Source organism: Cupriavidus taiwanensis (assembly GCF_900250075.1).
GTDB lineage: Bacteria > Pseudomonadota > Gammaproteobacteria > Burkholderiales > Burkholderiaceae > Cupriavidus > Cupriavidus taiwanensis_C.
In genome coordinates, this window is record NZ_LT977070.1 from 740,361 (window position 1) to 766,912 (window position 26,552).

General features: G+C 67.1%; 23 protein-coding genes. 21 read left to right on the plus strand and 2 right to left on the minus strand.

Going from position 1 to position 26,552, the window contains the following annotated elements; genetic code table 11:
• The first annotated feature begins 43 nt into the window (after positions 1 to 43).
• The 7 genes from clsB (at position 44) to CBM2588_RS03505 (ending at position 9,861) form a co-directional block, all read left to right on the plus strand.
• Positions 44 to 1,390, plus strand: a complete 1,347-nt coding sequence (gene clsB / locus CBM2588_RS03475; RefSeq protein ID WP_115679368.1) for a cardiolipin synthase ClsB — start codon at positions 44 to 46, stop codon at positions 1,388 to 1,390.
• Positions 1,391 to 1,738: 348 nt separating this feature from the next.
• Positions 1,739 to 2,329 carry a TetR/AcrR family transcriptional regulator gene (locus CBM2588_RS03480; RefSeq protein ID WP_025583452.1) on the plus strand — a complete coding sequence of 197 codons (591 nt, stop codon included), beginning with the start codon at positions 1,739 to 1,741 and terminating at the stop codon, positions 2,327 to 2,329.
• A 75-nt stretch (positions 2,330 to 2,404) separates the two neighbouring features.
• The gene (locus CBM2588_RS03485) at positions 2,405 to 4,192 is read left to right on the plus strand and encodes an acyl-CoA dehydrogenase C-terminal domain-containing protein (RefSeq protein ID WP_115679369.1); all 1,788 of its coding nucleotides are present in this window, start codon (positions 2,405 to 2,407) and stop codon (positions 4,190 to 4,192) included.
• A gap of 123 nt (positions 4,193 to 4,315) precedes the next feature.
• Complete coding sequence (locus CBM2588_RS03490; protein ID WP_115679370.1) at positions 4,316 to 6,772, plus strand: 3-hydroxyacyl-CoA dehydrogenase/enoyl-CoA hydratase family protein; 2,457 nt, start codon at positions 4,316 to 4,318, stop codon at positions 6,770 to 6,772.
• Positions 6,773 to 6,793: 21 nt separating this feature from the next.
• Entirely contained in the window at positions 6,794 to 7,993 is a 1,200-nt protein-coding gene (locus CBM2588_RS03495; RefSeq protein ID WP_115679371.1) for an acetyl-CoA C-acyltransferase, read from the plus strand.
• Between the two features lie 114 nt (positions 7,994 to 8,107).
• Positions 8,108 to 9,064 (plus strand): DegV family protein, encoded by a 957-nt coding sequence (locus tag CBM2588_RS03500; RefSeq protein WP_115679372.1) that lies wholly within the window; start codon positions 8,108 to 8,110, stop codon positions 9,062 to 9,064.
• Between the two features lie 20 nt (positions 9,065 to 9,084).
• Complete coding sequence (locus tag CBM2588_RS03505; protein WP_115679373.1) at positions 9,085 to 9,861, plus strand: enoyl-CoA hydratase; 777 nt, start codon at positions 9,085 to 9,087, stop codon at positions 9,859 to 9,861.
• Between the two features lie 129 nt (positions 9,862 to 9,990).
• On the opposite strand, the gene CBM2588_RS03510 is transcribed toward CBM2588_RS03505, so the two are convergent.
• The gene (locus CBM2588_RS03510; protein ID WP_062796782.1) at positions 9,991 to 10,395 is read right to left on the minus strand and encodes an acyl-CoA thioesterase; all 405 of its coding nucleotides are present in this window, start codon (positions 10,393 to 10,395) and stop codon (positions 9,991 to 9,993) included.
• A gap of 116 nt (positions 10,396 to 10,511) precedes the next feature.
• On the opposite strand from CBM2588_RS03510, the gene CBM2588_RS03515 reads away from it, so the two are divergent.
• The 10 genes from CBM2588_RS03515 (at position 10,512) to CBM2588_RS03560 (ending at position 21,182) form a co-directional block, all read left to right on the plus strand.
• Positions 10,512 to 12,410 carry an ABCB family ABC transporter ATP-binding protein/permease gene (locus tag CBM2588_RS03515; RefSeq protein ID WP_115679374.1) on the plus strand — a complete coding sequence of 633 codons (1,899 nt, stop codon included), beginning with the start codon at positions 10,512 to 10,514 and terminating at the stop codon, positions 12,408 to 12,410.
• 200 nt (positions 12,411 to 12,610) lie between these two features.
• Positions 12,611 to 13,741: an ABC transporter substrate-binding protein gene (locus CBM2588_RS03520; protein ID WP_172583556.1), complete on the plus strand. Its 1,131-nt coding sequence runs from the start codon at positions 12,611 to 12,613 to the stop codon at positions 13,739 to 13,741.
• Positions 13,738 to 14,598, plus strand: coding sequence for an ABC transporter ATP-binding protein (locus CBM2588_RS03525; RefSeq protein ID WP_439897422.1), 861 nt, complete (start codon positions 13,738 to 13,740; stop codon positions 14,596 to 14,598). Before CBM2588_RS03520 ends, CBM2588_RS03525 begins: the two co-directional genes overlap by 4 nt.
• Positions 14,599 to 14,610: 12 nt before the next feature.
• Complete coding sequence (locus tag CBM2588_RS03530) at positions 14,611 to 15,384, plus strand: ABC transporter permease (protein WP_172583603.1); 774 nt, start codon at positions 14,611 to 14,613, stop codon at positions 15,382 to 15,384.
• A 45-nt stretch (positions 15,385 to 15,429) separates the two neighbouring features.
• Positions 15,430 to 16,374 carry a LysR family transcriptional regulator gene (locus CBM2588_RS03535; RefSeq protein WP_115679376.1) on the plus strand — a complete coding sequence of 315 codons (945 nt, stop codon included), beginning with the start codon at positions 15,430 to 15,432 and terminating at the stop codon, positions 16,372 to 16,374.
• Between the two features lie 117 nt (positions 16,375 to 16,491).
• Entirely contained in the window at positions 16,492 to 17,799 is a 1,308-nt protein-coding gene (locus tag CBM2588_RS03540; RefSeq protein WP_115679377.1) for a Glu/Leu/Phe/Val family dehydrogenase, read from the plus strand.
• Between the two features lie 267 nt (positions 17,800 to 18,066).
• A complete protein-coding gene (locus tag CBM2588_RS03545; RefSeq protein WP_115679378.1) occupies positions 18,067 to 18,966 on the plus strand; it encodes a glutamate/aspartate ABC transporter substrate-binding protein in 900 nt (299 codons plus the stop codon).
• 63 nt (positions 18,967 to 19,029) lie between these two features.
• Positions 19,030 to 19,758 carry an amino acid ABC transporter permease gene (locus tag CBM2588_RS03550; protein WP_115679379.1) on the plus strand — a complete coding sequence of 243 codons (729 nt, stop codon included), beginning with the start codon at positions 19,030 to 19,032 and terminating at the stop codon, positions 19,756 to 19,758.
• A 9-nt stretch (positions 19,759 to 19,767) separates the two neighbouring features.
• Complete coding sequence (gene gltK, locus CBM2588_RS03555; protein WP_115679380.1) at positions 19,768 to 20,451, plus strand: glutamate/aspartate ABC transporter permease GltK; 684 nt, start codon at positions 19,768 to 19,770, stop codon at positions 20,449 to 20,451.
• Positions 20,448 to 21,182: an amino acid ABC transporter ATP-binding protein gene (locus tag CBM2588_RS03560; protein WP_115663026.1), complete on the plus strand. Its 735-nt coding sequence runs from the start codon at positions 20,448 to 20,450 to the stop codon at positions 21,180 to 21,182. The genes gltK and CBM2588_RS03560 overlap by 4 nt, the downstream gene beginning before the upstream one ends.
• 64 nt (positions 21,183 to 21,246) lie before the next feature.
• Here the strand turns inward: CBM2588_RS03560 and CBM2588_RS03565 are convergent, their stop codons facing one another.
• Complete coding sequence (locus CBM2588_RS03565; protein ID WP_115679381.1) at positions 21,247 to 22,077, minus strand: class II glutamine amidotransferase; 831 nt, start codon at positions 22,075 to 22,077, stop codon at positions 21,247 to 21,249.
• Between the two features lie 157 nt (positions 22,078 to 22,234).
• Between CBM2588_RS03565 and CBM2588_RS03570 the strand changes: the two genes are divergently transcribed.
• The 4 genes from CBM2588_RS03570 to CBM2588_RS03585 are packed head-to-tail and all read left to right on the plus strand — an operon-like array spanning position 22,235 to position 26,541.
• Positions 22,235 to 23,308, plus strand: coding sequence for a tartrate dehydrogenase (locus tag CBM2588_RS03570; protein ID WP_115679382.1), 1,074 nt, complete (start codon positions 22,235 to 22,237; stop codon positions 23,306 to 23,308).
• Positions 23,305 to 24,609 (plus strand): glycerate kinase type-2 family protein, encoded by a 1,305-nt coding sequence (locus CBM2588_RS03575; protein ID WP_115679383.1) that lies wholly within the window; start codon positions 23,305 to 23,307, stop codon positions 24,607 to 24,609. The genes CBM2588_RS03570 and CBM2588_RS03575 overlap by 4 nt, the downstream gene beginning before the upstream one ends.
• Before the next feature lie 46 nt (positions 24,610 to 24,655).
• Positions 24,656 to 25,690: a dihydroorotase gene (pyrC, locus tag CBM2588_RS03580; RefSeq protein ID WP_115679384.1), complete on the plus strand. Its 1,035-nt coding sequence runs from the start codon at positions 24,656 to 24,658 to the stop codon at positions 25,688 to 25,690.
• A 5-nt stretch (positions 25,691 to 25,695) separates the two neighbouring features.
• Positions 25,696 to 26,541 carry a DUF3025 domain-containing protein gene (locus CBM2588_RS03585; protein ID WP_439897423.1) on the plus strand — a complete coding sequence of 282 codons (846 nt, stop codon included), beginning with the start codon at positions 25,696 to 25,698 and terminating at the stop codon, positions 26,539 to 26,541.
• Positions 26,542 to 26,552 lie beyond the last annotated feature (11 nt).

Consider the following 26,552-nt stretch of genomic DNA (forward strand, 5'->3'; position numbering starts at 1 on the left):
GCGCAGCGCATCGGCATCGACGATAGCAGAGTTCGGCGCGCCAATGTGCAGGCGGCGCCTTGCCCACCGCAAACTGTCCGATAATCACGGCATGTCACGGATCTCACACTCCGCCCAGGCCGAGGACGCGCCGGTGCACGACACCGCCACCATTGTCGAGCCGACCTATCGCCACCACATGCTGCGCTGGGCGTGGCGCCGCGGCAAGCCCACCACCGGCAATACCGTGCGGCTGCTGCACGGCGGCCAGGACTTCTTTCCGGCGCTGATCGCCGCGATCGACCAGGCCGCGTTCCAGGTCATGCTGGAAACCTACATCTACGCCGACGACGAGGTCGGCCGCGCCGTCGCCGACGCGCTGATCCGGGCCGCCGCGCGCGGGGTGGCGGTGCGGGTGACGGTGGACGGTTTCGGCGCCGGCGACATGCCCGCCGAGCTGGCCGAGCGGCTGCGCGCGGGCGGCGTGCGCCTGCGCGTCTACCGCGCCTTGCGCGGCTTCCGCCTGGCGCGGCGCCACCTGCGCCGGCTGCATCGCAAAGTCGCCGTGATCGACCGCCATGTCGCCTTCGTCGGCGGCATCAACATCATCGACGACCACAACCACGGTCCCTTCGAAGGCGCCAACCTGGGGCCGCGCTATGACTTCGCGGTGCAGGTCAGCGGGCCGCTGGTGGACCGCATCGCGCTGTCGTCCGAGCGGCTGTGGTGGCGGCTGTCGCTGCGCGAGGCGCGCGGCAGCGAGCGCGCCGCGGCGGTCGCCGACTACCCGCTGGTGACCGACCTGCCGCCGCGCCCGGAAGCCACCGGCGGCATCCGCGCCACGCTGCTGCTGCGCGACAACCTGCGCAACCGCCGCACCATCGAGCGCGAATACCTGCGCGCGCTGGGCGCGGCGCGCCACGACGTGATCCTCGCCAACGCCTACTTCCTGCCCGGCCACAAGATGCGGCGCGCGCTGCTGGCCTGCCGCGAGCGCGGCGTGCGCGTGCGGCTGCTGCTGCAGGGCATGGTCGAATACCGGCTGCAGCACTACGCCACCCATGCGCTCTATGCCTCGTTGCTCGAGGCCGGGGTGGAGATCTACGAGTACGCCGAGAGCTTCCTGCATGCCAAGGTCGGGGTGGTCGACGAGGCCTGGGCCACGGTCGGGTCGAGCAACATGGACCCGTTCAGCCTGCTGCTCGCGCGCGAGGCCAACGTTGCCGTTTATGATGCGGCCTTCGCCGCTGAACTGCGCGAAGCGCTGGAGCGCGCCATTGCGCACCGCAGCGTGCGCGTGCTGCCCGACGTGCATGCGCGGCGCTCGCCGCTGCACCGGCTGGGCAACTGGGCGGCCTATATGCTGCTGCGACTGGGCGTGATCATCGCCGGCGTCACCGGCCGCTACTGAAACGGCGTGGCGGCCGGTGTGCGTTTGCTGCCATGCGGCAACGGCCGCGCTGAAACCGGTGGCAGCATCGCGGCTGGCGGACATGCTGCATTGCAGTCCGTTTAGAAACAGCGGTCTAATTAAAAGCTTGATGAGCAGGTGCCGCGCCAGAATAATCTGAACGACCGTTCTTTTTTGGCTTAGACTGCGTGCATTCGCGGTATGCACCGGCAAATCCGCCGGCCGCCCGCAAGCAATCAATGCAACGTCAGGGTCATACGCGGTGCCGCAGCAGGCGCCGCAGAACGGAGAAAAAACATGCGACACCAGTCAGCCCGTCTCGAATCCGCCGCCTCGTCGCCCTCTCCCATGCGCAAGGGCGAGATGACGCGCGTGGCGATTCTGGATGCCGCACTGGAATTGTCGTCCCGCGACGGGCTCGAAGGTCTGACCATCGGCCTGCTCGCGGAACGCATGCAGATGAGCAAGAGCGGCGTCTTCGCGCATTTCGGTTCGCGCGAGGACCTGCAGGTGGAGGTGGTGCGGGAGTATCACCGCCGGTTCGAGCAGGAGGTGTTCTATCCCTCGCTGCAGGAGCCGCGCGGCCTGCCCCGGCTGTGGTCGATGGTGCGGCGCTGGATGGAGAAGCGCATCCAGGAAGTGACGACGGGATGCATCTACATCAGCGGCGCGGTGGAGTACGACGACCGTGCCGGCAGCCTGGTGCGTGACGAGCTGGTCAAGAGCGTCACCATCTGGCGGGCAGCGCTGACCCGCGCCATCAACCAGGCCAAGGAAGAGGGGCATCTGCGCGCGGACTGCGATCCGCGCCTGATGCTGTTCGAGATGTACAGCCTTGAACTAGGCTTGCATCATGACGCCCGTTTCCTGCGCCTGCCTGACAGCGCCGAGCTTGCCATGGTCGCGCTCAACAAGCTGATTCAGTCTTACCGTACCTGAGGTCGCCCGGTCGGGCCGTCGCGCGCAAGCGGGACGGGCGGCGTGGCGGCATCGCACAACTCCAAGGAGTCTCTGATGGGCCAGTACACCGCACCGTTGCGCGACATGCAGTTCGTGCTCCATGAACTGCTCGGCGCCGAAGCCGAACTCAAGGCGATGCCGCCGCACGCGGACATCGACGCGGACACCATCAACCAGGTCATCGAGGAAGCCGGCAAGTTCTGCTCGGACGTGGTGTTCCCGCTCAACCAGGTGGGCGACCGCGAAGGCTGCACCTACGTCGGCGACGGCGTGGTCAAGGCGCCCACCGGCTTCAAGGAAGCCTACCAGCAGTATGTCGAGGCCGGCTGGCCGGCGCTGGCGTGCGATCCGGCCTTCGGCGGCCAGGGCCTGCCGATCGTGGTCAACAACATGGTCTACGAGATGCTCAACTCGGCCAACCAGGCCTGGACCATGTACCCGGGCCTGTCGCACGGGGCCTATGAGGCCCTGCATGCACACGGCACGCCCGAGCTGCAGCAGGCCTACCTGCCCAAGCTGGTGTCCGGCGTGTGGACCGGCACCATGTGCCTGACCGAGCCGCATTGCGGCACCGACCTGGGCATCCTGCGCAGCAAGGCCGAGCCCCAGGCCGACGGCTCCTACCTGATCACCGGCACCAAGATCTTCATCTCCGCCGGCGAGCACGACCTGGCCGAGAACATCATCCACCTGGTGCTGGCGCGCCTGCCTGACGCGCCGGGCGGCACCAAGGGCATCTCGCTGTTCGTGGTGCCCAAGTTCATCCCGGATGCCAGCGGCAACCCGGGCGAGCGCAACGGCATCCAGTGCGGCTCGATCGAGCACAAGATGGGCATCCACGGCAACGCCACCTGCGTGATGAACCTGGACGGCGCGCGCGGCTGGATGGTGGGCGAGCCGAACAAGGGCCTGAACGCCATGTTCGTGATGATGAACGCCGCGCGCCTGGGCGTGGGCGCGCAGGGCCTGGGCCTGACCGAGGTGGCGTACCAGAACTCGGTCGCCTACGCCAAGGACCGCCTGCAGATGCGATCGCTGACCGGCCCGAAGGCGCCCGAGAAGGCCGCCGATCCGATCATCGTGCACCCGGACGTGCGCCGCATGCTGCTGACCCAGCGCGCCTACGCCGAAGGCGGCCGCGCCTTCAGCTACTGGACCGCGCTGCAGATCGACCGCGAGCTGTCGCACCCGGACGAGGCCGTGCGCAAGCAGGCGGGCGACCTGGTCGCGCTGCTGACGCCGGTGATCAAGGCGTTCCTGACCGACAACGCCTTCACCGCCACCAACGAAGGCATGCAGGTGTTCGGCGGCCACGGCTACATCTCCGAATGGGGCATGGAGCAATACGTGCGCGACGCCCGCATCAACATGATCTACGAAGGCACCAACACCATCCAGGCGCTGGACCTGCTGGGCCGCAAGATCCTCGGCGACATGGGCGCGAAGATGAAGGCCTTCGGCAAGATCGTGCAGGAATTCGTCGAGGCCGAAGGCACCAATGAAGCCATGCAGGAGTTCGTCAACCCGCTGGCCGACCTGGGCGACAAGGTGCAGAAGCTGACCATGGAAATCGGCATGAAGGCGATGGGCAACGCCGACGAAGTGGGAGCCGCCGCGGTGCCGTACCTGCGCGTGGTGGGCCACCTGGTGTTCGCGTACTTCTGGGCGCGCATGGCCAGGATCGCGCTGGAGAAGCAGGGCAGCGGCGACAAGTTCTACACCGCCAAGCTGGCCACCGCGCGCTTCTACTTTGCCAAGCTGCTGCCGGAAACGGCGGCCGAGATCCGCAAGGCGCGCGCCGGTTCGGCGTCGCTGATGGCGCTGGACGCGGATCTGTTCTAAGTCCGTCGGTCCCGCGAAGGCGGGAACCCGGCGTCGTTTCAGGCGCTGACGGAACACCAAAGTCACTGGGTCCCCGCGTACGCGGGGACGACGATTTACAACGCTCATTGCTCAGGAGCGAGTATGTCCAATTTCATCGTCAAGAAAGTCGCCGTGCTGGGTGCCGGCGTCATGGGCGCGCAGATTGCCGCCCACCTGATCAACGCGCGCGTGCCAGTGGTGCTGTTCGACCTTCCCGCCAAGGACAAGGACGGGGGAGGGGCCCCGTCCGCTTCCCCGGTCGCGAAGAACGGCATCGCCCTGCGCGCCATCGACAACCTGAAGAAGCTGTCGCCCGCGCCGCTGGGCCTGAAGGACGAGGCCGGCCTGATCCAGGCGGCCAACTACGAGGACGATATCGCGCTGCTGAAAGAGTGCGACCTGGTGATCGAGGCGATCGCAGAGCGCATGGACTGGAAGCACGACCTGTACAAGAAGGTCGCGCCGCACCTGGCCGCGCACGCGATCTTCGCCACCAACACCTCGGGCCTGTCGATCACCGCGCTGTCCGACGGGTTTGAGGATGACCTGAAGTCGCGCTTCTGCGGCGTCCATTTCTTCAACCCGCCGCGCTACATGCACCTGGTCGAGCTGATCCCGACCGCGACCACGCAGCCGCAGATCCTCGACCAGCTGGAAGCCTTCCTGACCACCACGCTCGGCAAGGGTGTTGTGCGCGCCAAGGACACGCCCAACTTCATCGCCAACAGGGTCGGCATCTTCTCGATTCTGGCGGTGTTTGCCGAGGCCGAGAAGTTCGGCATCCCGTTCGACGTGGTCGACGACCTGACCGGCGCCAAGCTGGGCCGCGCCAAGTCCGCGACCTTCCGCACCGCGGACGTGGTCGGCCTGGACACCATGGCGCATGTGATCAAGACCATGCAGGACAACCTGCACGACGACCCGTTCGCGCCGGTGTACAAGACCCCGGCGGTGCTCAAGGGCCTGGTCGACGCGGGCGCGCTCGGGCAGAAGACCGGCGCCGGCTTCTACAAGAAGGAAGGCAAGGCCATCAAGGTGCTCGACGCCAAGACCGGCCAGTACGTCGAGTCGGGAAAGAAGGCCGACGAGATCGTGGTGCGCATGCTGAAGAAGGAGCCGGCCGAGCGCATCAGGCTGCTGCGCGAATCGACCAACCCGCAGGCGCAGTTCCTGTGGGCGGTGTTCCGCGACGTGTTCCACTACATCGCCGTGTACCTGGAGCAGATCGCCGGTTCCGCCGCCGATATCGACCTGGCGATCCGCTGGGGCTTCGGCTGGAACTCCGGTCCGTTCGAGGACTGGCAGTCGGCCGGCTGGAAGCAGGTGGCCGAGTGGGTGAAGGAAGATGTGGAAAGCGGCAAGGCGCTTTCGGCCGCGCCGCTGCCGGCCTGGGTCTTTGAAGGCCCCGTCGCCGAGCGGCAGGGCGTGCATGCCGCCGAAGGTTCGTGGTCGCCGGCGACGCAGTCGTTCGTCGCGCGCAGCACCTTGCCGGTGTACCAGCGCCAGGTGTTCCGTGCCGTGCTGAAGGGCAGCGAAGCGGTCGATCCGCGCAAGGCGGGCCGCACCGTCGAGGAAAACGACGCCGTGCGCATCTGGGTCAGCGAGGGCCAGGACGACGTGCTGGTGGTCTCGTTCAAGAGCAAGATGAACACCATCGGGCCGGACGTGATCGACGGCCTGACCCGCGCCATCGACCTGGCCGAGGCCGGCTACAAGGGCCTGGTGGTGTGGCAGCCGACCTCGCTGCAGCTCGGCGCGCCGGGCGGCCCGTTCTCGGCCGGCGCGAACCTGGAAGCGGCGATGCCGGCCTTCATGATGGGCGGCGCCAAGGGCATCGAGCCGTTCGTGAAGAAGTTCCAGGACGGCATGATGCGCGTGAAGTACGCCTCGGTGCCGGTGGTGTCGGCGGCGTCCGGCATTGCGCTGGGCGGCGGTTGCGAACTGATGCTGCATTCGGCGGCACGCGTGGCTGCGCTGGAAACATACGTGGGCCTGGTCGAAGTCGGCGTGGGCCTGGTGCCTGCCGGCGGTGGCCTGAAGGAAGCCGCGCTGGCCGCAGCACGCGCCGCGCAGGCAGCGGGCAGCACCAACACCCTGCAATTCGTGACCAGCCGCTTCCAGAGCGCGGCGATGGCCAAGGTCTCCGCATCGGCGCTGGAAGCGCGCCAGATGGGCTACCTGCAGCCGTCGGACAGGATCGTCTTCAACGTGCACGAGCTGCTCCACGTGGCGCAAAACGAAGTGCGCGCGCTGGCCGATGCCGGCTACCGCGCGCCGCTGCCGGCGCTGATCCCGGTGGCCGGCCGCTCGGGCATCGCCACCATCAAGGCGTCGCTGGTCAATATGCGCGACGGCGGCTTTATCTCCGCGCATGACTTCCTGATCGCCACCCGCATCGCCGAAGTGGTGTGCGGCGGCGACGTCGAGGCCGGCGCGCTGGTCAGCGAGGACTGGCTGCTGGCGCTGGAGCGCAAGGCCTTCGTCGACCTGCTGGGCACCGCCAAGACGCAGGAGCGCATCATGGGCATGCTGCAGACCGGCAAGCCGGTGCGTAACTAATCAGGCTAGCGAGGAACCGAGATCATGAAACAACTGCAAGACGCATACATCGTTGCGGCTACCCGCTCGCCGATCGGCAAGGCCCCCAAGGGCGCCTTCAAGCACACGCGCCCCGACGACCTGCTGGCCACTATCCTGAAGGCCGCGGTGGCCCAGGTGCCGAACCTGGACCCGAAGCTGATCGAGGACGCCATCGTCGGCTGCGCCATCCCGGAAGCCCAGCAGGGCCTGAACGTGGCCCGCATCGGCGCGCTGCTGTCGGGGCTGCCGAACACCGTCGGCGGCATCACCGTCAACCGCTTCTGTGCCTCCGGCCTGAGCGCGGTGGCGATGGCCGCCGACCGCATCCGCGTAGGCGAGTCCGACGTGATGATTGCCGCCGGCGTGGAATCGATGAGCATGGTGCCGATGATGGGCAACTCGCCGTCGATGTCGCCGGAGATCTTCGCCCGCGACGAGAACGTCGGCATTGCCTACGGCATGGGCCTGACCGCCGAGAAGGTGGCGCAGCAGTGGCAGGTCAGCCGCGAGGACCAGGACGCGTTCTCGCTGGCGTCGCACCAGAAGGCCATCGCCGCGCAACAGGCCGGCGAGTTCCGCGACGAGATCACGCCGGTCGAGACCGTCGAGCGCTTCCCCGATCTCGCCAGCGGCCAGGTCAGCGTGAAGACCCGCACCATCGCACTGGATGAAGGCCCGCGCCCGGATACCTCGCTCGAAGGCCTGGGCAAGCTGCGCCCGGTGTTTGCCAACAAGGGCAGCGTCACCGCCGGCAACAGCTCGCAGACCTCGGACGGCGCCGGCGCGCTGATCCTGGTCTCGGAGAAGATCCTGAAGCAGTTCAACCTGGTACCGCTGGCGCGCTTCGTCTCGTTCGCGGTGCGTGGCGTGCCGCCCGAGATCATGGGCATCGGCCCCAAGGAAGCGATCCCGGCGGCGCTGAAGGCGGCGGGCCTGACTCAGGACCAGCTCGACTGGATCGAGCTGAACGAAGCCTTCGCCGCGCAATCGCTGGCGGTGATGCGTGACCTGGACCTCGATCCCGCCCGGGTCAACCGCATGGGCGGCGCGATCGCGCTGGGCCACCCGCTGGGCGCCACTGGTGCGATCCGCTCGGCCACGGTGGTACATGCGCTGCGCCGCCACAACCTGAAGTACGGCATGGTCACCATGTGCGTCGGCACCGGCATGGGCGCCGCAGGTATCTTCGAGCGCGTATAAACGCGCCTGCGGGATGGCCCATGGCCATCCCGCCCTTCTGCATCAGGTGAAGAAAGCAGTACCGGGGGCTGCCGCCCGCGACGCGGGTCACCAGGTAGGGGAGGAGACAACAATATGCAGGAGACAGCCATCCTGGCCGATGCCGCGTGCGACTTGCCGCGCGACGTCATGGCCGCGCTGAAGGTCCACACCATTCCGTTCCGCATCCGCGCCGGCGAGCAGTTCGTCGCCGACACGCGCGATGAAGACGCATTGCCGCGGCTTTACCAGCAATACCTGGTCGGCCGCCAGGACCACTATGCCGAATCGGTGCCGATGGTCGAGCGCGAGCTGGAGGAACACCTGCTGCGCAACGTGGCGGCGCAGTGCGACCGCGCCATCCTGTTCACGATCGCCAGCACGCGCAGCAAGCTGTATGCGCATGCGAGCGGCGCGGTGATCGGCACGGTGGCGCGCAGCGTGCGGCTGCGCAAGCAAGCGGGACGCCCGGGGCTGTTCGACCTGACCGTGGTCGACACCGGGGCCATCGGCCCGGGCCAGGCGCTGATCGTGCGCGAAGCCGCGCGCATGGCGCTGGCCGGCGCCAGTCCGCAGGCCGTGCGCGAGGCCGTGGAAACACGGCTGCGCGATGCCGCCCACATGTTCCTGGTGCCCGACGAACTGCTCTACCTGTACACCCGCGCACGGCAGAAGGGCGAGGGCAGCATTACCTGGGGCCGCTACGTGATGGGGAGCGCGTTCAACCTCCGCCCCGTGGTGCATATGCACCGCGGCCAGACCGAAGCCATCGCCAGGGCGCGCGGCTCGGAAGAGGGCAGGCGCCGCGTGCTGCAGCATGCCGAGCAATGCCTGCGCGCCGGCAACCTGCTGGTGCCGGCGATCTCGGCCTGCTACGCAGGCCCGCTGGACGAAGTGCGCGCGATGCCGGCGTACCAGTCGCTGGCGAATACCGCACGCAGCCAGGGCGTCGAGCTGATGCTGGCGCCGATGAGCCTGACGGTGGCGCTGAATGTCGGCGCGCGGGCGTTCGGCCTGAGCTATCTTTCCGAGTCGCCGCCGCCTTTCGAATAACTCCCACAGACGAGGACACCATGAGCATCCGTACCAGCATCGAGCAGGGCATCCTGACGCTCGAATTCGACCGCATCGACAAGAAGAACGCCATCACCGCGGCGATGTACCAGGCGCTGGCCGACGCGCTGCGCGCGGCCGAAACCGACCACAATGTGCGCGTGATCCTGCTGCGCGGCAAGCCCGAGATTTTTACCGCCGGCAATGACCTGGAAGATTTCATGCAACGCCCGCCGACCGCAGGCGAGGGCGCGGAACAGGCGCCGGTGTTCCAGTTCCTGTACCAGATCAGCCATGCCAGCAAGCCCATCGTCGCGGCGGTCAGCGGTGCGGCGGTTGGCGTGGGCACCACCATGCTGCTGCATTGCGACTTCGTCTATGCGTCGGAGACAGCCAGGCTGTCGCTGCCGTTCGTGCAGCTCGGGCTGTGCCCCGAGGCAGCCTCCAGCCTGCTGCTGCCGCGCCTGGTCGGCTACCAGCGCGCGGCCGAGAAGCTGCTGCTGGGCGAGGCCTTCAGCGCGCAGGAAGCGCTGGAGATCGGGCTGGTGACACGGGTGCTGCCGGTGGCCGAGCTGCATGACTTTGCCCTGGCGCAGGCGCGCAAGCTGGCGGCCCTGCCGGCGTCTTCGCTGCGCGAGACCAAGCGCCTGATGAAGGCCGGCGCGATGGCCGAAGTGGAGAAGCAGATGGCCGACGAGGGCGCGGTGTTCCGGCGCATGCTGGTGGCGCCGGAGGCGAAGGAGGCGTTCAGCGCGTTCTTTGAAAAGCGGAAGCCGGATTTTACGAAGTTTGAATGAGGGAGTGCTCCGCGGGGCCAACGGTTTTTTCCAGCGCGATAGCTTTGGCCAGCGCCCGCCCTCACCCCAACCCTCTCCCGCAAGCGGGAGAGGGAGCACACCGACCGATGGGCAGGAGCCTTTTAGCCCTCAAGCCGTGGGCAACACCCGCGGCTGCCGCGACTCATCCGTCGCCACATACGTCAACGTCGCCTCGGTCACCTTGACGATCTCATTGCTGTGCCGCATGCGCTGCGCATAGACCTCGACCTCGACCGTGATCGAGGTGCGCCCGGTCTTGACGATGTCGGCATAGAAGCTGACCAGGTCGCCCACGAACACCGGGTGCTTGAACAGGAAGGAATTGACCGCGACGGTGGCCACGCGCCCCTGTGCGCGCTCGACCGCCGGGATCGAGCCGGCGATATCCACCTGCGACATGATCCAGCCGCCGAACACATCGCCGTGCACGTTGGCGTCGGCGGGCATCGGCACCACGCGCAGCGCGGGGTTCTTGCCGGCAGGCAGGGCGGGGACGGTGTGGGGAGCGTTCATGGCGGTATGCGGGTGGACTGCTGAGGAATGGGGATGGGGCGTGGCAGCGAAAGACCCTTCGCCAGCCGCGCAACGCGATCTCTGCGACAATCGCGCATTGGCCCGGATTCTAACGTATGCGCCGCTACTCCACGACCGCCGAGCAGGCCCCCGACACGGCCTCGGTGAAGCTCTTTCCCGGCCAGCGCGCCCCCCGCAGCGACTGGCAGACCGTGCGCAACCTGCTGCCCTATGTCTGGCACTACAAGTGGCGCGTGATGCTGGCGCTGGCCTGCCTGGTGGCGGCCAAGGTCGCCAACCTGGGCGTGCCGGTGCTGATGAAGCGGCTGATCGACAGCATGAACATCACCGCCGGCGACCCGCGCGCGCTGCTGGCGGTGCCGGTCGGGCTGATCGTCGCCTACGGCATGCTGCGCCTGTCCGCGACGCTGTTCACCGAGTTGCGGGAGATCCTCTTTTCCAAGGTCACGCAGAGCGCCGTGCGCGAAATCGCACTGCAGGTGTTCCGGCACCTGCATGCACTGTCGCTGCGCTTCCACCTGGACCGCCAGACCGGCGGCATGAGCCGGGACATCGAGCGCGGCACGCGCGGCATCCAGTCGCTGATCTCGTATTCGCTGTACAGCATCCTGCCCACGCTGGTGGAGATGGCGCTGGTGATCGGCTTCTTCGTCCTGCACTACGACATCTGGTTCGCCGCCATCACCGGCTGCGCGCTGGTGGGCTATATCGTCTTCACCATCGTGGTGACGGAATGGCGCACGCACTTCCGCCGCCGCATGAACGAGCTGGATTCGCGCGCCAACCAGAAGGCGATCGATTCGCTGCTGAACTTCGAGACCGTCAAGTACTTCGGCAATGAAGCCTACGAGGCGCAACGCTATGACGAGAACCTGCGCAAGTACCGCACCGCGGCAATCCGCTCGCAGAACTCGCTGTCGTTCCTCAACTTCGGCCAGCAGGCCATCATCGCCATCGGCCTGATCCTGATCCTGTGGCGCGCCACCGTGGGCGTGGTCGACGGCAAGCTGACGCTGGGCGACCTGGTGCTAGTCAATACGCTGATGATCCAACTCTATATCCCGCTGAACTTCCTCGGCGTGATCTACCGCGAGATCAAGCAGGCCACCACCGACATGGACCGCATGTTCGTGCTGCTGGGCACGCACCAGGAGGTGGCCGACGCGCCGGGCGCGCCGCCGCTGCGAGTCGGCGGGGCGCAGGTGCGCTTCCGCGACGTGCGTTTCGGCTACGAGCCGGACCGCACCATCCTGGACGGGGTCGACTTCACCATCGCCGCCGGCACCACCACCGCGGTGGTGGGCCACAGCGGCTCGGGCAAGTCGACGCTGGCGCGGCTGCTGTTCCGCTTCTACGACGTGGGCGGCGGCGCGATCGAGATCGACGGCCAGGACATCCGCGCCATCACCCAGGACAGCCTGCGCCGCGCCATCGGCATCGTGCCGCAGGACACCGTGCTGTTCAACGACAGCATCTACTACAACATCGCCTACGGCCGCCCGGACGCGACCCGCGACGAAGTCATCGCCGCGGCGCAGGCGGCGCAGATCGATGCCTTTATCCGCGAACTGCCGCAAGGCTACGACACGCCCGTGGGCGAGCGCGGCCTGAAGCTGTCCGGCGGCGAGAAGCAGCGCGTGGCGATCGCGCGCACGCTGCTGAAGAACCCGCCGGTGCTGGTGTTCGACGAGGCGACTTCCGCGCTGGATTCGCGCACCGAGCAGGCGATCCAGGCCGAGCTGATGCGCCTGGCGCAGAACCGCACCACGCTGCTGATCGCGCACCGGCTCTCCACCGTGGTTCATGCCGACCAGATCCTGGTGATGGACCACGGCCGCATCGTCGAGCGCGGCACCCATGCGCAGCTGATGCGCGCGGGCGGGCGCTATGCCGAGATGTGGGACATCCAGGCGCGCGCCGCCGCCAGGGGCGGCGATGCCATCGGCGCGGACGCGCTCGCGCTCGACGTGGGCGACGCCACCCAGGACGCCTGATCCGCTATCCGCTGCGCCGGCTTGCACCAGCGCGCGGCGCGGATTGTCGGCAATCGCTGCCGACGATGCTACTACGGCAATCGCCGCGCCCATTTCTGGTTCGACAATCACGCGCGGGCACGCCCTGAAACGGGGCCCGCAAGGCTGGCATGTCCCTTGCGGACGGATCCCTCCGAAATCACTATCCACGGAGAGATGCCATGGCCCCATCCCGCGCTGCGCAAGTGTCGTCCGCAGTTTTCACGGCCGTCAGCAAGAACGCCGGTAAGCCCGCTACACGTCCGGCACGCCGCCGGCTGCTGAAGCTGGGCGCCATGCTCGGCACCAGCCTGGTGCTGTCGACACAATTCGCCGGCGCCGCCCATGCGCAGGCCGCGGCCACCAAGGTCAGATTCCAGCTCGACTGGCGCTTCGAAGGGCCGGCGGCACTGTTCCTGCTCGGCGAGCAGAAGGGCTACTACAAGGCCGAAAAGCTCGAGGTCTCGATCGATGCGGGCAACGGCTCGGGCAACGTGGTCAACCGCGTGGCCTCGGGCACCTATGACATGGGCTTCGCCGACATGTCGTCGGTGATGGAGTTCTACGGCAACAATCCCGACGCGAAGAACAAGCCGGTGGCGGTGATGATGGTCTACAACAACACGCCCGCGGCCATCCTGGCGCTGAAGAAGTCGGGCATCCGCGCGCCGAAGGACCTGGCTGGCAAGCGTCTGGGCGCGCCGGTATTCGACGCCGGCCGGCGCGCCTTCCCGATCTTCGCCCGGGCCAACGGCCTGCAGGCATCGTCGTTCAACTGGCAGGCGATGGACCCGACGCTGCGCGAGACCATGCTGGTGCGCGGCGACCTCGACGCCATCACTGGCTTTTCGTTCACGTCGATCCTGAACCTGAATGCGCGCGGCGTGAAGGACGAGGACATCGTGGTGCTGCCATACCCGCAGTTCGGCGTGAAGCTGTACGGCAACGCCGTGATCGCTTCCGAGGAATTCATCAGGAAGAACCCGGAGGCGGTGAAGGCGTTCCTGCGCGCCTTCAGCAAGTCGGCGCGCGAAGTGATCGCCCGTCCGGAAGAGGGCATCCGGGCGCTCAAGGCGCGCGACGGCATCATCGACGAGAAGCTTGAAACGCGCCGCCTGAAGCTGGCGCTGGACAGCGTGGTCCAGTCGCCCGACGCCAGGGCCGAAGGCTTTGGCCGCATCAGCAAGCCGCGCCTGTCGCTGATGGCCTCGCAGGTGGCCGATGCCTTCGGCACCAAGGGCCGTATCAACCCCGATGCGCTGTGGACCGACGCGTACCTGCCGAGCGCGGCCGAACTGGATGTGCTGCGATGATGGCGCGCCTGGCTGAATCCATGCCGGCCCCCGCGACTGCCGCGGCGGCGGCGTCCGCGCCCGTCGAGCCCTTCGTCGATTTCAATCGGGTCTGGCTGGCCTATGACGACGCGCTCGCGCGCCAGGGCGAGTTCGCGGTGGAAGACCTGTCGCTGCAGGCCGCGCCGGGCGAGTTCATCGCCATCGTCGGCCCGTCCGGCTGCGGCAAGTCCACCTTCATGAAGCTGGCGACCGGACTGAGGCCAGCCACGCGCGGCACAGTCAGGATTGCCGGGGAGAAAGTGAGCGGGCCGCTCAAGCAGGTGGGCATGGCCTTCCAGGCGCCGACGCTGCTGCCATGGCGCACCACGCTCGACAACGTGATGCTGCCGCTGGAGATCGTCGAGCCCTACCGTTCGACCCTGCGTGCCAGGCGCGACGAATACGTCGACCGCGCCCGCCGGCTGCTGCATACCGTGGGCCTGGGCGGCTACGAGGACAAGTACCCGTGGCAGCTGTCCGGCGGCATGCAGCAGCGCGCCTCGATCTGCCGCGCGCTGGTCCACCAGCCGCGCATGCTGCTGCTCGACGAGCCCTTCGGCGCGCTCGATGCCTTCACCCGCGAAGAACTATGGTGCGTGCTGCGCGACCTGTGGCAGGCGCAGCGCTTCAACGTGATCCTGGTCACGCACGACCTGCGCGAAGCCGTGTTCCTCGCCGACACGGTCTACGTGATGAGCCAGCGCCCCGGCCGCATCGTGCTGCGCAAGGAGATCAGCCTGCCGCGCCCGCGCGATCTCGAGCTGACCTATACCGAGCCCTTCGCCGAACTGGTGCACACGCTGCGCGAGAAAATAGGCCATGTGCGCCAACACTGAGACCCGACGATGATGATGACTTTGACTTCCGCGCAAGAGCGCCGCGTGCAACGCGTGGCGCCGTGGCTGCTGCTGGCCGCGGTGCTGCTGCTATGGCAGGGCGCGTGCATGGCCTTCGATGTCTCCGACTTCATCCTGCCGACGCCGACCGCGATCGCGACCGCGCTGGTCGACTACGCGGACGTAATCGCTGGCCATGCGTGGCGCACCTTCTGGACCACCATGGCGGGTTTTGCCGTGGCCATAGGCGTGGGCGTGTTGCTCGGGCTGGCGATGGGCTCGTCGCGGCTGCTTTATGCCGCCAGCTACCCGCTGATGACCGCCTTCAACGCGCTGCCCAAGGCCGCCTTCGTGCCGATCCTGGTGGTGTGGTTCGGGCTGGGCGCCGGCCCGGCGATCCTGACCGCGTTCCTGATCTCGTTCTTCCCGATCATGGTCAATATCGCCACCGGCCTGGCCACGCTCGAGCCGGAACTGGAAGACGTGCTGCGCGTGCTGGGCGCCAAGCGGCGCGACGTGCTGTTCAAGGTCGGCCTGCCGCGCGCGCTGCCGTACTTCTTCGCCTCGCTGAAGGTCGCGATCACGCTGGCCTTTGTCGGCACCACGGTGTCGGAGATGAATGCCGCCAACGAGGGCATCGGCTACCTGCTGGTGTCGGCCGGCTCCGCCATGAAGATGCCGCTGGCCTTTGCCGGGCTGGTGGTGATCGCGGTGATGGCGATGGCGATGTACGAGCTGTTCGCGGTGGTGGAGAAGCGCATGACCGGCTGGGCCCACCGGGGTTGAGGCGGCGGCTGGCGAAGCGCCGCGCGCCGGTGGATAATCCGCGTCATGGAAATCAAATGGCTTGAAGACTTCGTCAGCCTGGCCGAGACGCACAGCTTCTCGCGCTCGGCCGAACTACGCCACGTCACGCAACCGGCGTTCTCACGCCGGATCCAGTCGCTGGAGGCGTGGGTCGGCACCGAGCTGATCGACCGCTCGAGCTATCCCACCAGCCTGACCCCGGCCGGCAAGGTGTTCTACGAGCAGGCGCTGGCGATGCTGGCGCAGGTCAGCGAAACCCGAGCGCTGATGCGCGGCCAGCGCTCGGCCAATGCGCAGGTGCTGGAATTCGCGGTGCCGCACACGCTGTCGCTGACCTTCTTCCCGGAATGGCTCAAGGCGCTGGAGCGCAAGCTCGGCACGCTGCCGTGCCGGCTGCGCGCGCTCAATGTCCATGACGCGGTGCTGATGCTGGTCGAGGGCGGCTGCGACCTGGTGATGGTCTACCACCACGCGCGCCAGGCCATCCAGCTGGATCCGGCGCGGTACGACATGCTGGTGCTCGGGACCGAACGGCTATCGCCCTACAGCGTTCCGGACCCCGCCGGCAAGCCCCTGTTCCGGCTGCCGGGCACCGACAAGAAGCCGGTGCCGTTCCTCAGCTATACGCCCAACGCCTTCCTCGGCCGCATGGTCGACCTGCTGCTGGCTGAAACCGCCGAGGCGCTCAAGCTGGACAAATGCTACGAGACCGATATGGCCGAGGCGCTCAAGGTGATGGCGCTGTCCGGCCACGGCATGGCCTTCCTGCCCGAAAGCGCGGTGCGCGACGACGTCGCGGCGGGCCGGCTGGTGCGGGCCGAGTCGGCGCGCGGCCTGCCGCTGTCGATCGACATGGAAATCCGCTTGTATCGGGAGAAGCCGGGCGAGAACGGCGGCGAGCGGCGCGCCGGGGCGCGGCGCAAGCGGCAGCTGGTGGACCAGGTGTGGGGGACCCTGACCTCGGCGTAGCGACGGTTTGCTCCAAGGTTATGCGCGTCCTGCATAACCCGATGAGCAAACGGCATTGGATTCGGGGCCGCCGCCAAGCCTAAGCTTGCGCCCATCTTCCACCCCGGAACCCACCCGATGTCTTCCGCAGCACCGACCAACACTGCTGGCCAAAAGCACGCACTCCCGTCCTACCTCAACGCCGACAACCTCGGCCCCTGGGGCATCTACCTGCAGCAAGTCGACCGCGTCACGCCCTACCTGGGTTCGCTGGCGCGCTGGGTCGAGACCCTCAAGCGTCCCAAGCGCGCCCTGATCGTCGATGTTCCGATCGAGCTCGACAACGGCACCATCGCCCATTTCGAGGGCTACCGGGTGCAGCACAACCTGTCGCGCGGCCCGGGCAAGGGCGGCGTGCGCTTCCACCAGGACGTGACGCTGTCCGAGGTGATGGCGCTGTCGGCCTGGATGTCGGTGAAGAACGCGGCGGTCAACGTGCCGTACGGCGGTGCCAAGGGCGGCATCCGCGTCGACCCGCGCACGCTGTCGCACGCGGAGCTGGAACGCCTGACGCGCCGCTACACCAGTGAAATAAACATCATCATCGGGCCGAGCAAGGACATCCCGGCGCCCGACGTCAACACCAACGCACAGGTGATGGCGTGGATGATGGACACCTATTCGATGAATTCGGGCAGCACCTCGACCGGCGTCGTGACCGGCAAGCCGATCTCGCTGGGCGGCTCGCTGGGCCGCCACGAGGCCACCGGCCGGGGCGTGTTCGTGGTCGGCTCCGAGGCCGCGCGCAATATCGGCCTCGAGGTCAAGGGCGCGCGCGTGGCGGTGCAGGGCTTCGGCAACGTCGGCGCGGTCGCCGCCAAGCTGTTCCATGAGGCCGGCGCCAAGGTGGTGGCGGTGCAGGACCACCGCACCACGCTGTTCGACCCGGCCGGCCTGGACGTGCCGGCGATGATGGAATACGCGTCGCACAGCGGCACCATCGACGGCTTCCGCGGCGAAGTCCTGCGGACCGAGCAGTTCTGGGAAGTCGACTGCGACATCCTGATCCCGGCCGCGCTGGAAGGCCAGATCACCGCCGAAAACGCGCCGAAGATCACGGCAAAGCTGGTGATCGAGGGCGCCAACGGCCCGACCACGCCGCAGGCCGATGACATCCTGCGCGAGCGCAATATCCTGGTCTGCCCGGACGTTATCGCCAACGCCGGCGGCGTGACCGTGTCCTACTTCGAATGGGTGCAGGATTTCTCCAGCTTCTTCTGGACCGAGGAAGAGATCAACCAGCGCCTGGTACGGATCATGCAAGAAGCCTTCCGGGCAATCTGGCAAGTGGCACAGGAAAACAAGGTGACGCTGCGCACGGCGGCGTTCATCGTGGCCTGTACGCGGATCCTGCAGGCGCGTGAGATGCGCGGCCTGTACCCCTGATCGGGGCAGGCAGGCCCGGGGCGAGGCACTCGCATGGTGCAGTGCAATAATCGTCCCCGGACCCCGGCTTCATGACCGCCAGACGCGGTCTCCGGCAAGCGCCGGAGGCCGCGTTGTCGTATCCGGACGCGCTGCGCACGGATTGCCCCGAAGTGAGGTTCTAGGAGAAAACCCAGTTGTATTGCGCCGGATGCTGCGCAATACTGTTTCACCAGTGGGGGTTTTATTCTTAGAATCCCGCTTTCTCTTCATGGTCAAGGAGATGTTATGAATTTCGCCAAGTTGGCTGCCCTGATGATTGCCGGGGGCGTAATGTGCGGGACGGCACAGGCAGCCGAACAACTGACGGGCACGCTGAAGAAAATCAAGGACACCAGCGTCATCACGCTCGGCGTGCGCGAATCGTCGATTCCGTTCAACTACAACCTGGGCGGCGTGCGCCAGGTCGGCTATTCCTACGATATCAACATGAAGATCGTGGAAGCCATCAAGGACCAGCTGAAGCTGCCGACCCTGCAGGTCAAGGAAATCCCGATCACCTCGCAGAACCGCATCACGCTGCTGCAGAACGGCACCATCGATATCGAGTGCGGCTCGACCACCAATAACCTGGAACGCCAGAAGCAGGTCGCCTTCACCAATTCCATCTTCATCATCGGCACACGCATCATGGTGAAGAAGGATGCCGGCATCAAGGACTGGGCCGACCTGAAGGGCAAGAACGTCGTCACCACCGCCGGCACCACGTCGGAGCGCCTGCTGCGCAAGATGAACGACGACCAGAAGCTGGGCGTCAACATCATCAGCACCAAGGACCACGGCCAGTCGTTCCTGACGCTGGAATCGGGCCGCGCGGTCGCCTTCATGATGGACGACGCGCTGCTGTACGGCGAACGCGCCAAGGCCAAGAACCCGGCCGACTGGATCGTCGTCGGCAAGCCGCAATCGCGCGAGTCCTATGGCTGCATGATCCGCAAGGACGACCCGCAGTTCAAGAAGCTGGCCGACAACGTCATCTCCGGCATGATGAAGGACGGCTCGATCAACACGCTGTACACCAAGTGGTTCATGCAACCGGTTCCGCCCAAGGGCCTGAACCTGGACTTCCCGCTGTCCGAAGACATGAAGACGCTGATCAAGGCGCCTAACGACAAGGCGCTGGACTGACCTGCCGTTGACAGCACTGCGAAACGGAAGGCTCGTCCTTCCGTTTCTTTTTGAGGACGCAACATGAACTACAACTGGCATTGGGGAGTTTTCCTCGAACAGGCCGCCCAGAACGAGACCTACCTGGACTGGATGATCTCAGGTCTCAAGGTCACGCTCGCGCTGGGGCTTTCGTCCTGGGTCATTGCCCTGGTCATCGGTTCGGTGCTCGGCGTGCTGCGCACGGTGCCGAACAAATGGCTGGCCGGCATTGCCGCCACCTATGTCGAGATTTTCCGCAACATCCCGCTGCTGGTGCAGCTGTTCATCTGGTACTTTGTCGCGCCCGAGCTGCTGCCCGGCGGCGAGGCGATCAAGCAGATGAACCCGTTCGCGCAGCAGTTCCTGGCCGCCATGCTGTGCCTGGGGACGTTTACCGCCGCGCGGGTGTGCGAGCAGGTGCGCTCGGGCATCAACTCGCTGGCGCGCGGTCAGAAGAACGCCGGCCTGGCGATGGGCTTCACGCTGCCGCAGACGTACCGCCACGTGCTGCTGCCGATGGCATTCCGCGTGATCGTGCCGCCGCTGACCTCCGAGTTCCTGAACATCTTCAAGAACTCGGCGGTGGCGTCGACCATCGGCCTGCTCGAGCTGGCCGCGCAGGGGCGCCAGCTGGTGGACTACACCGCGCGCCCGTATGAGTCGTTCATCGCGGTCACGCTGATGTACGCGCTGATCAACATCACGGTGATGCTGCTGATGCGCTGGGTCGAGGCCCGCACGCGCGTGCCCGGCTTCATCGGCGGCAAGTAAGGGGGCGCCATGGCTTATTCCTTCGATTTCACCTCGATCAACCCGGCCACGCTGCATGTGCTGGGCGAGGGCATGATGGTCTCGCTGAAGATCACCGTCACCGCGGTGGTGGTAGGCATCATCTGGGGCACCATCCTGGCGATGATGCGGCTGTCGTCGTTCCGGCTGCTGAACTGGTTCGCCCAGGGGTACGTGACCATCTTCCGCTCGATCCCGCTGGTGATGGTGCTGTTGTGGTTCTTCCTGATCATCCCGCAGGTGCTGCAGGGCCTCTTCAACCTGTCGCCGGCGACCGACCTGCGCATGACCTCGGCGCTGGTGGCGTTCGCGCTGTTCGAGGCGGCGTACTACTCCGAGATCATCCGCGCGGGGATCCAGAGCGTGTCGCGCGGGCAGATGTTCGCGGCGCAGGCGCTGGGCATGACCTACGGGCAGTCGATGCGGCTGGTGATCCTGCCGCAGGCGTTCCGCAACATGGTGCCGCTGCTGCTGACGCAGGGCATCATCCTGTTCCAGGATACGTCGCTGGTGTACGTGAGCGCGCTGGCGGACTTCTTCGGCCAGGCCTACGGCATCGGCGAGCGCGACGGCCGTATCGTCGAGATGCTGCTGTTCGCCGGCCTGGTGTACTTCATCATTTGTTTCTCCGCTTCGCTGCTGGTCAAGCGTTATCAGAAAAAGGTGGCCGTATGATCGAGATTAATAACGTTTCCAAGTGGTACGGCTCCTTCCAGGTGCTGACCGACTGCACCACCAAGGTTGCCAAGGGTGAAGTGGTGGTGGTGTGCGGCCCGTCGGGCTCGGGCAAATCGACGCTGATCAAGACCGTCAACGCGCTGGAGCCGTTCCAGAAGGGCGACATCCTGGTCGACGGCACCTCGGTGGGCAATCCCAAGACCAACCTGCCCAAGCTGCGCTCGCGCGTCGGCATGGTGTTCCAGAACTTCGAGCTGTTCCCGCACCTGTCGATCACCGAGAACCTGACCATCGCGCAGATGAAGGTGCTGGGCCGCTCCAAGGACGAGGCCATGGCCAAGGGCCTGAAGTACCTCGAGCGCGTGGGCCTGAAGAGCCAGGCGGAGAAGTACCCCGGCCAGCTGTCGGGCGGCCAGCAGCAGCGCGTGGCGATCGCGCGCGCGCTGTCGATGGACCCGATCTGCATGCTGTTCGACGAGCCCACCTCGGCGCTGGACCCGGAGATGGTCAACGAAGTGCTGGACGTGATGGTGCAGCTGGCGCAGGAAGGCATGACCATGATGTGCGTGACCCACGAGATGGGCTTCGCGCGCAAGGTGGCCAACCGCGTGATCTTCATGGACCAGGGCAAGATCGTCGAGGACGCCGACAAGGAAGAGTTCTTCGGCAATATCGACGCCCGTTCCGAGCGCGCGCGCCAGTTCCTGTCGAAGATCCTGCATCACTGAACGGCCTGCCAGCCTGATGAAAAAGGGACGCCTCGGCGTCCCTTTTTCCCTTGTGCCGGATGGCTCAGGTACAAGCCGTATTGGCGGCGTTCTTGGCCTGGACTTCGGGCGGGATCGGCACGGTCAGCGTCATGGTCGGGCGCCCGTCCTCAAACATGATCAGCTCGCCCGGGGCGAACTGGGTCCAGGTCTCGTTGTCGGTCAGCGGCGCGGTGGCGATCACGGCGACACGGTCGTCCGGCGTGGTGACCTGCGCGAAGTCGATCGACAGGTCGGCGTCGATCAGGTGCGCGGTCGAGAACGGCCATTGCCGCACGATGTAGTAGAGGCGGGTCGAGCAGTGCGCGAACAGCGCCTGCCCGTTGCACAGCAGGTAGTTGAACACGCCGTGCAGCGTGATGTCGCGGGTGATGTCGGCCAGCGCGTGGCCCAGTTCGTTCAGCGGCGGCTGCGAGCCCGGGAAGCGCTTGCGCAGGCCCTGCATCAGCGTGCAGAAGGCCAGTTCGCTGTCGGTGTCTCCCACCGGCTGGTAGACGCCGGACAGGAACGGGGTGAAGCCGTGCAGGTCGCCGTTGTGGGCGAAGATCCAGTGCCGGCCCCACAGCTCGCGCATGAAGGGGTGGCAGTTTTCCAGCAGCACGGTGCCCTGCGTGGCCTTGCGGATATGCGAGATGACGTTCTTGGACTTGATCGGATAGCGCTTGATCAGGTCCGCCACCGGCGAGGTGCCGGCGGACTGGTTGTCGATGAACAGGCGGCAGGCCTTGTCTTCGAAGAAGGCGACACCGAAGCCGTCGGCGTGGTGGTCGGTCAGGCCTCCGCGCGCGGCAAAGCCGGTGAAGGAGAACGTCACGTCGGTCGGCGTGGCGCAGTTCATGCCTAGCAGCTGGCACATGTCGGGGCACCGGACGGCAGGGGGCTGCCGCTTTGCAATAGAATGCAGGCATTATCCCGCGCGCCCGCGCCGCTGCCAAGCAACCGCGGACGCTCCCCCCGCGGTGCCAATGTCGCCAGCCATGGCGCCGACATACCTGCTAGCAATCCCGAGAACGATGAGCCAATACAAGATTGCCGTGATTCCCGGAGACGGAATCGGCACGGAAGTCATGCCCGAGGGCATCCGCGTGATGGACGCCGCGGCGCGCCGCTTCGGCATCGACTTCCAGTGGGATCACTTCGATTTTTCCAGCTGCGACTACTACGCCCGCCACGGCAAGATGCTGCCGGACGACTGGTTCGACACGCTGGTCAAGTACGACGCCATCTATTTCGGCGCGGTCGGCTGGCCGGACACGGTGCCCGACCATGTTTCGCTGTGGGGTTCGCTGCTGCAGTTCCGCCGTTCGTTCGACCAGTACGTGAACCTGCGCCCGGTGCGGCTGATGCCGGGCATCCGCAGCCCGCTGGCCGGCCGACAGCCCGGCGACATCGATTTCTACGTGGTGCGCGAGAACACCGAGGGCGAATACTCCAGCATTGGCGGCCGCATGTTCCCCGGCACCGAGCGCGAGATCGTGGTGCAGGAAACGGTGATGAGCCGCACCGGGGTCGACCGCATCCTGAAGTTCGCCTTTGAACTGGCCCAGAAGCGCCCCAAGAAGCACCTGACGTCGGCGACCAAGTCCAACGGCATTTCGATCACGATGCCGTACTGGGACGAGCGGGTCGAGGCGATGGCGGCGAACTACCCCGGCCTGAAGGTCGACAAGTACCACATCGACATCCTGACCGCGCATTTCGTCCAGCATCCGGACTGGTTCGACGTGGTGGTCGCCAGCAACCTGTTCGGCGACATCCTGTCCGATCTCGGCCCGGCCTGCACCGGCACCATCGGCATTGCGCCGTCGGGCAATATCAATCCGGACCGCACCTTCCCCAGCCTGTTCGAGCCGGTGCACGGCTCGGCCCCGGACATCGCCGGGCGTGGCGTGGCCAACCCGATCGGCCAGATCTGGTGCGGCGCCATGATGCTGGAGCACCTTGGCCATGACGAGGCCGGCGCCGCGGTGCTGGGCGCGATCGAGCGGGTGCTGGCGGCCGGGCCGGAGCACGCGCCGCTGACGCGCGACATCGGCGGCAAAGCCGGTACCGCCGACCTGGGCCGCGCCATCGCGGAGGCGCTGTGAGCGCCGCGTTCGCGGGGGACGCCCGCGCACTGCTGCTCGAAACCTTCCAGGCCGCGGTGGCGGCGGCCGATCCGCTGCGGATCGTCGCGCAGCACCTGCCGCCGCCGCACGCCGGTGGCCGCACGCTGGTGGTGGGCGCGGGCAAGGCCGCCGCCTCGATGGCCGCGGCGGTCGAGCGCGCCTACGCCGGCAAGGCCACGCTGGAGGGGCTGGTGGTCACGCGCTACGCGCATGGCATGCCGACCGACCATATCCGCGTGATCGAGGCCGGCCATCCGGTGCCCGACGAGTCGGGCGAGCAGGCCGCGGCCGAAATTCTTGCGGCGGTGCAATCGCTGACGCCGCAGGACCGGCTGCTGGTGCTGGTCTCGGGCGGCGGTTCGAGCCTGCTGTCGCTGCCGGCCGAGGGCATCCCGATGGCCGACCTGAAGGCGACCACCCGGGAATTGCTGCGCTGTGGCGCGCCGATCACCGACATGAACATCGTGCGCAAGCATATCTCGCGCATCCAGGGCGGCCGGCTGGCGCAGGCGAGCCAGGCGCCGGTGACCACGCTGATCGTCTCGGACGTGGCTGGCGACGATCCCAGCGCGATCGCGTCGGGCCCGACCGTGGCCGACCCCAGCACGTTCGATGACGCGCTGCAGATCCTGCGCCGCTATGGCGCGCAGGTGCCGGCCAGCGTGCAGTCGCACCTGGAACGCGGCGCGCGTGGCGAGGTGGCGGAGACGCCCAAGCCCGGCGACCCCTTGTTCGATCGGGTCGACAACATCATGATCGCCACCGCGCATGGCAGCCTCGAGGCTGCCGCCGCGCTGTTCCGCCAGCGCGGCATCAAGCCGGTGGTGCTGGGCGATACCGTGACCGGCGAGGCGCGCGAAGTGGCGCGGGTCTACGCGGCGCTGGTGCGCGAGATTCGCGCGTACAATGCGCCGTTCGCCCCGCCCGTGGCGCTGATTTCCGGAGGTGAGTGCACGGTCACTTTGCCGGCCGGCAGCGCCGGCAAGGCGCGCGGGGGGCGCTGCTCGGAGTTCCTGCTGTCGCTGGCGGTCGAACTGGCAGGCATGCCCGATGTGCACGCGATCGCCGCCGACACCGACGGCATCGACGGCTCGGAAGACAACGCCGGCGCGCTGGCCGACCCGACCACGCTGGCGCGTGCCGAGGCCGCCGGCCTGCCGGGCCAGCGCCAGTTGGACGCGCACGACGCCTGGGGCCTGTTCGATGCCATCGGCGACCTGGTGGTCACCGGCCCCACGCGCACCAACGTCAACGACTACCGCGCCATCCTGATTCTCTGATTTCGACGAACGCCGGCCGCCGCCCGCGGCCAGCCCCAAGCTAGCCATGACCCAGAAGCTCACCATCACCCGCCCGGACGACTGGCACCTGCACCTGCGCGACGGCGCGGCGCTGGCCGCCGTGCTGCCCGACACCGCCCGCCAGTTCGCCCGCGCCATCATCATGCCCAACCTGAAGCCGCCGGTAACCACGGTGGCGCAGGCGCAGGCGTATCGCGCCCGCATCCTGGCGGCGCTGCCGGCCGGCATGCAGTTCGAGCCGCTGATGACGCTGTACCTGACCGACAACACCAGCCCCGAGGAAATCGCGGCGGCCAAAGCCAGCGGCTTCGTGCACGGCGTCAAGCTGTACCCGGCGGGCGCCACCACCAACAGCGACGCCGGCGTGACCGATATCCGCCGCTGCTATCCGGCGCTGGAAGCGATGCAGCGCGAAGGCCTGCCGCTGCTGGTGCACGGCGAAGTGACCGACCCGGCCATCGATATCTTCGACCGCGAGGCCGTGTTCATCGATCGGGTGATGACGCCGCTGCGCCGTGACATGCCAGAACTGAAGGTGGTGTTCGAGCACATCACCACCAGGGATGCGGCACAGTACGTGCGCGACGCGAGCGGCCCGGTTGGCGCCACCATCACCGCGCACCACCTGCTCTACAACCGCAATGCCATCTTCACCGGCGGCATCCGCCCGCACTACTACTGCCTGCCGGTGCTCAAGCGCGAAATCCATCGCGAGGCGCTGGTGGCGGCCGCCACCTCGGGCAGCGAGCGCTTCTTCCTGGGTACCGACAGCGCGCCGCACGCGCGTGGCCTGAAGGAACATGCCTGCGGCTGCGCCGGCTGCTATACCGCGCTGCACGCGATGGAGCTGTATGCCGAAGCCTTCGACGCCGCCGGCGCACTGGACAAGCTGGAAGCCTTCGCCAGCTTCAACGGCCCGGCCTTCTACGGCCTGCCGCGCAACGCCGGCACGCTGACGCTGGAGCGGGAAGACTGGCAGCTGCCGGCCGAGCTGCCCTATGGCGACACCACCCTGGTGCCGCTGCGCGGCGGCGAGACGCTGCGCTGGAAGGCGCGCTGATCGACTTGACGTTGCAAGACGGGACGACCGCGGCGAGCGAATCCTTCGCCGCCGCACTGGCCGGGGTGGAGTGGTCCCGGCCATGGTTCCAGCCCTTTGCCCCGCGCGGCGCAGCCCTTGCCGCGGCAGTGCAGGGCGGGGCCGACCTGCGCGGACTGCTCGATGCCGAGTCCGTAGCGCTGGGCCTGCACAACGCGCGCGGCCTCCCGCTGCGCTTTGTCCCGCAACTGGCCCTGCCCGAGGGCCGCGCCTACGAAGCGCATATCGACGCCACGGGCGAGGTCCCGACGCGCGACAATCTCCATGATTTCTTCAACGCCCTGGTCTGGCTGCATTTCCCCCAGGCCAAGCGCGTGCTCAACCAGATCCAGGCCACGGTGATCGCGCGCGAAGGCGTGCGGACTGCGCGCGGCGGTGTACGCGACGCGGCCACGCTGTTCGACGAGAACGCGGTACTGTTCCTGAGCGAAGACGACGAACCTGCCCAAGCGCTGCGCGGGTTTGCCTGGCAGCGGCTCTTTGTCGGGCGCCGGCACGCGTGGGGCACCACCTGCAGGGTGGTGCCGTTCGGCCATGCTCTGCTGGAAAAGCTGGTGCGGCCGTACAAGGCCGTGACCGCACATGCGTGGACGCTGCCGCTGGTGGCGCAGGGCGAGCTGGACAAGGCGGTGGCGTTGTCGCTGCAAGAATCGGCGGCAGCCGGCAGGCTGCGCGGCGGCCGTTGCTTTGCGCCGCTGCCGCTCATGGGGATCCCGGGATGGTGTGGCGACAACGCATCCCCCGACTTCTATGCCGACACCGCGGTGTTCCGGCCCGGGCGCATGCGGGATTTACACCGGCAACCCGATTGAATCGGTGTTAG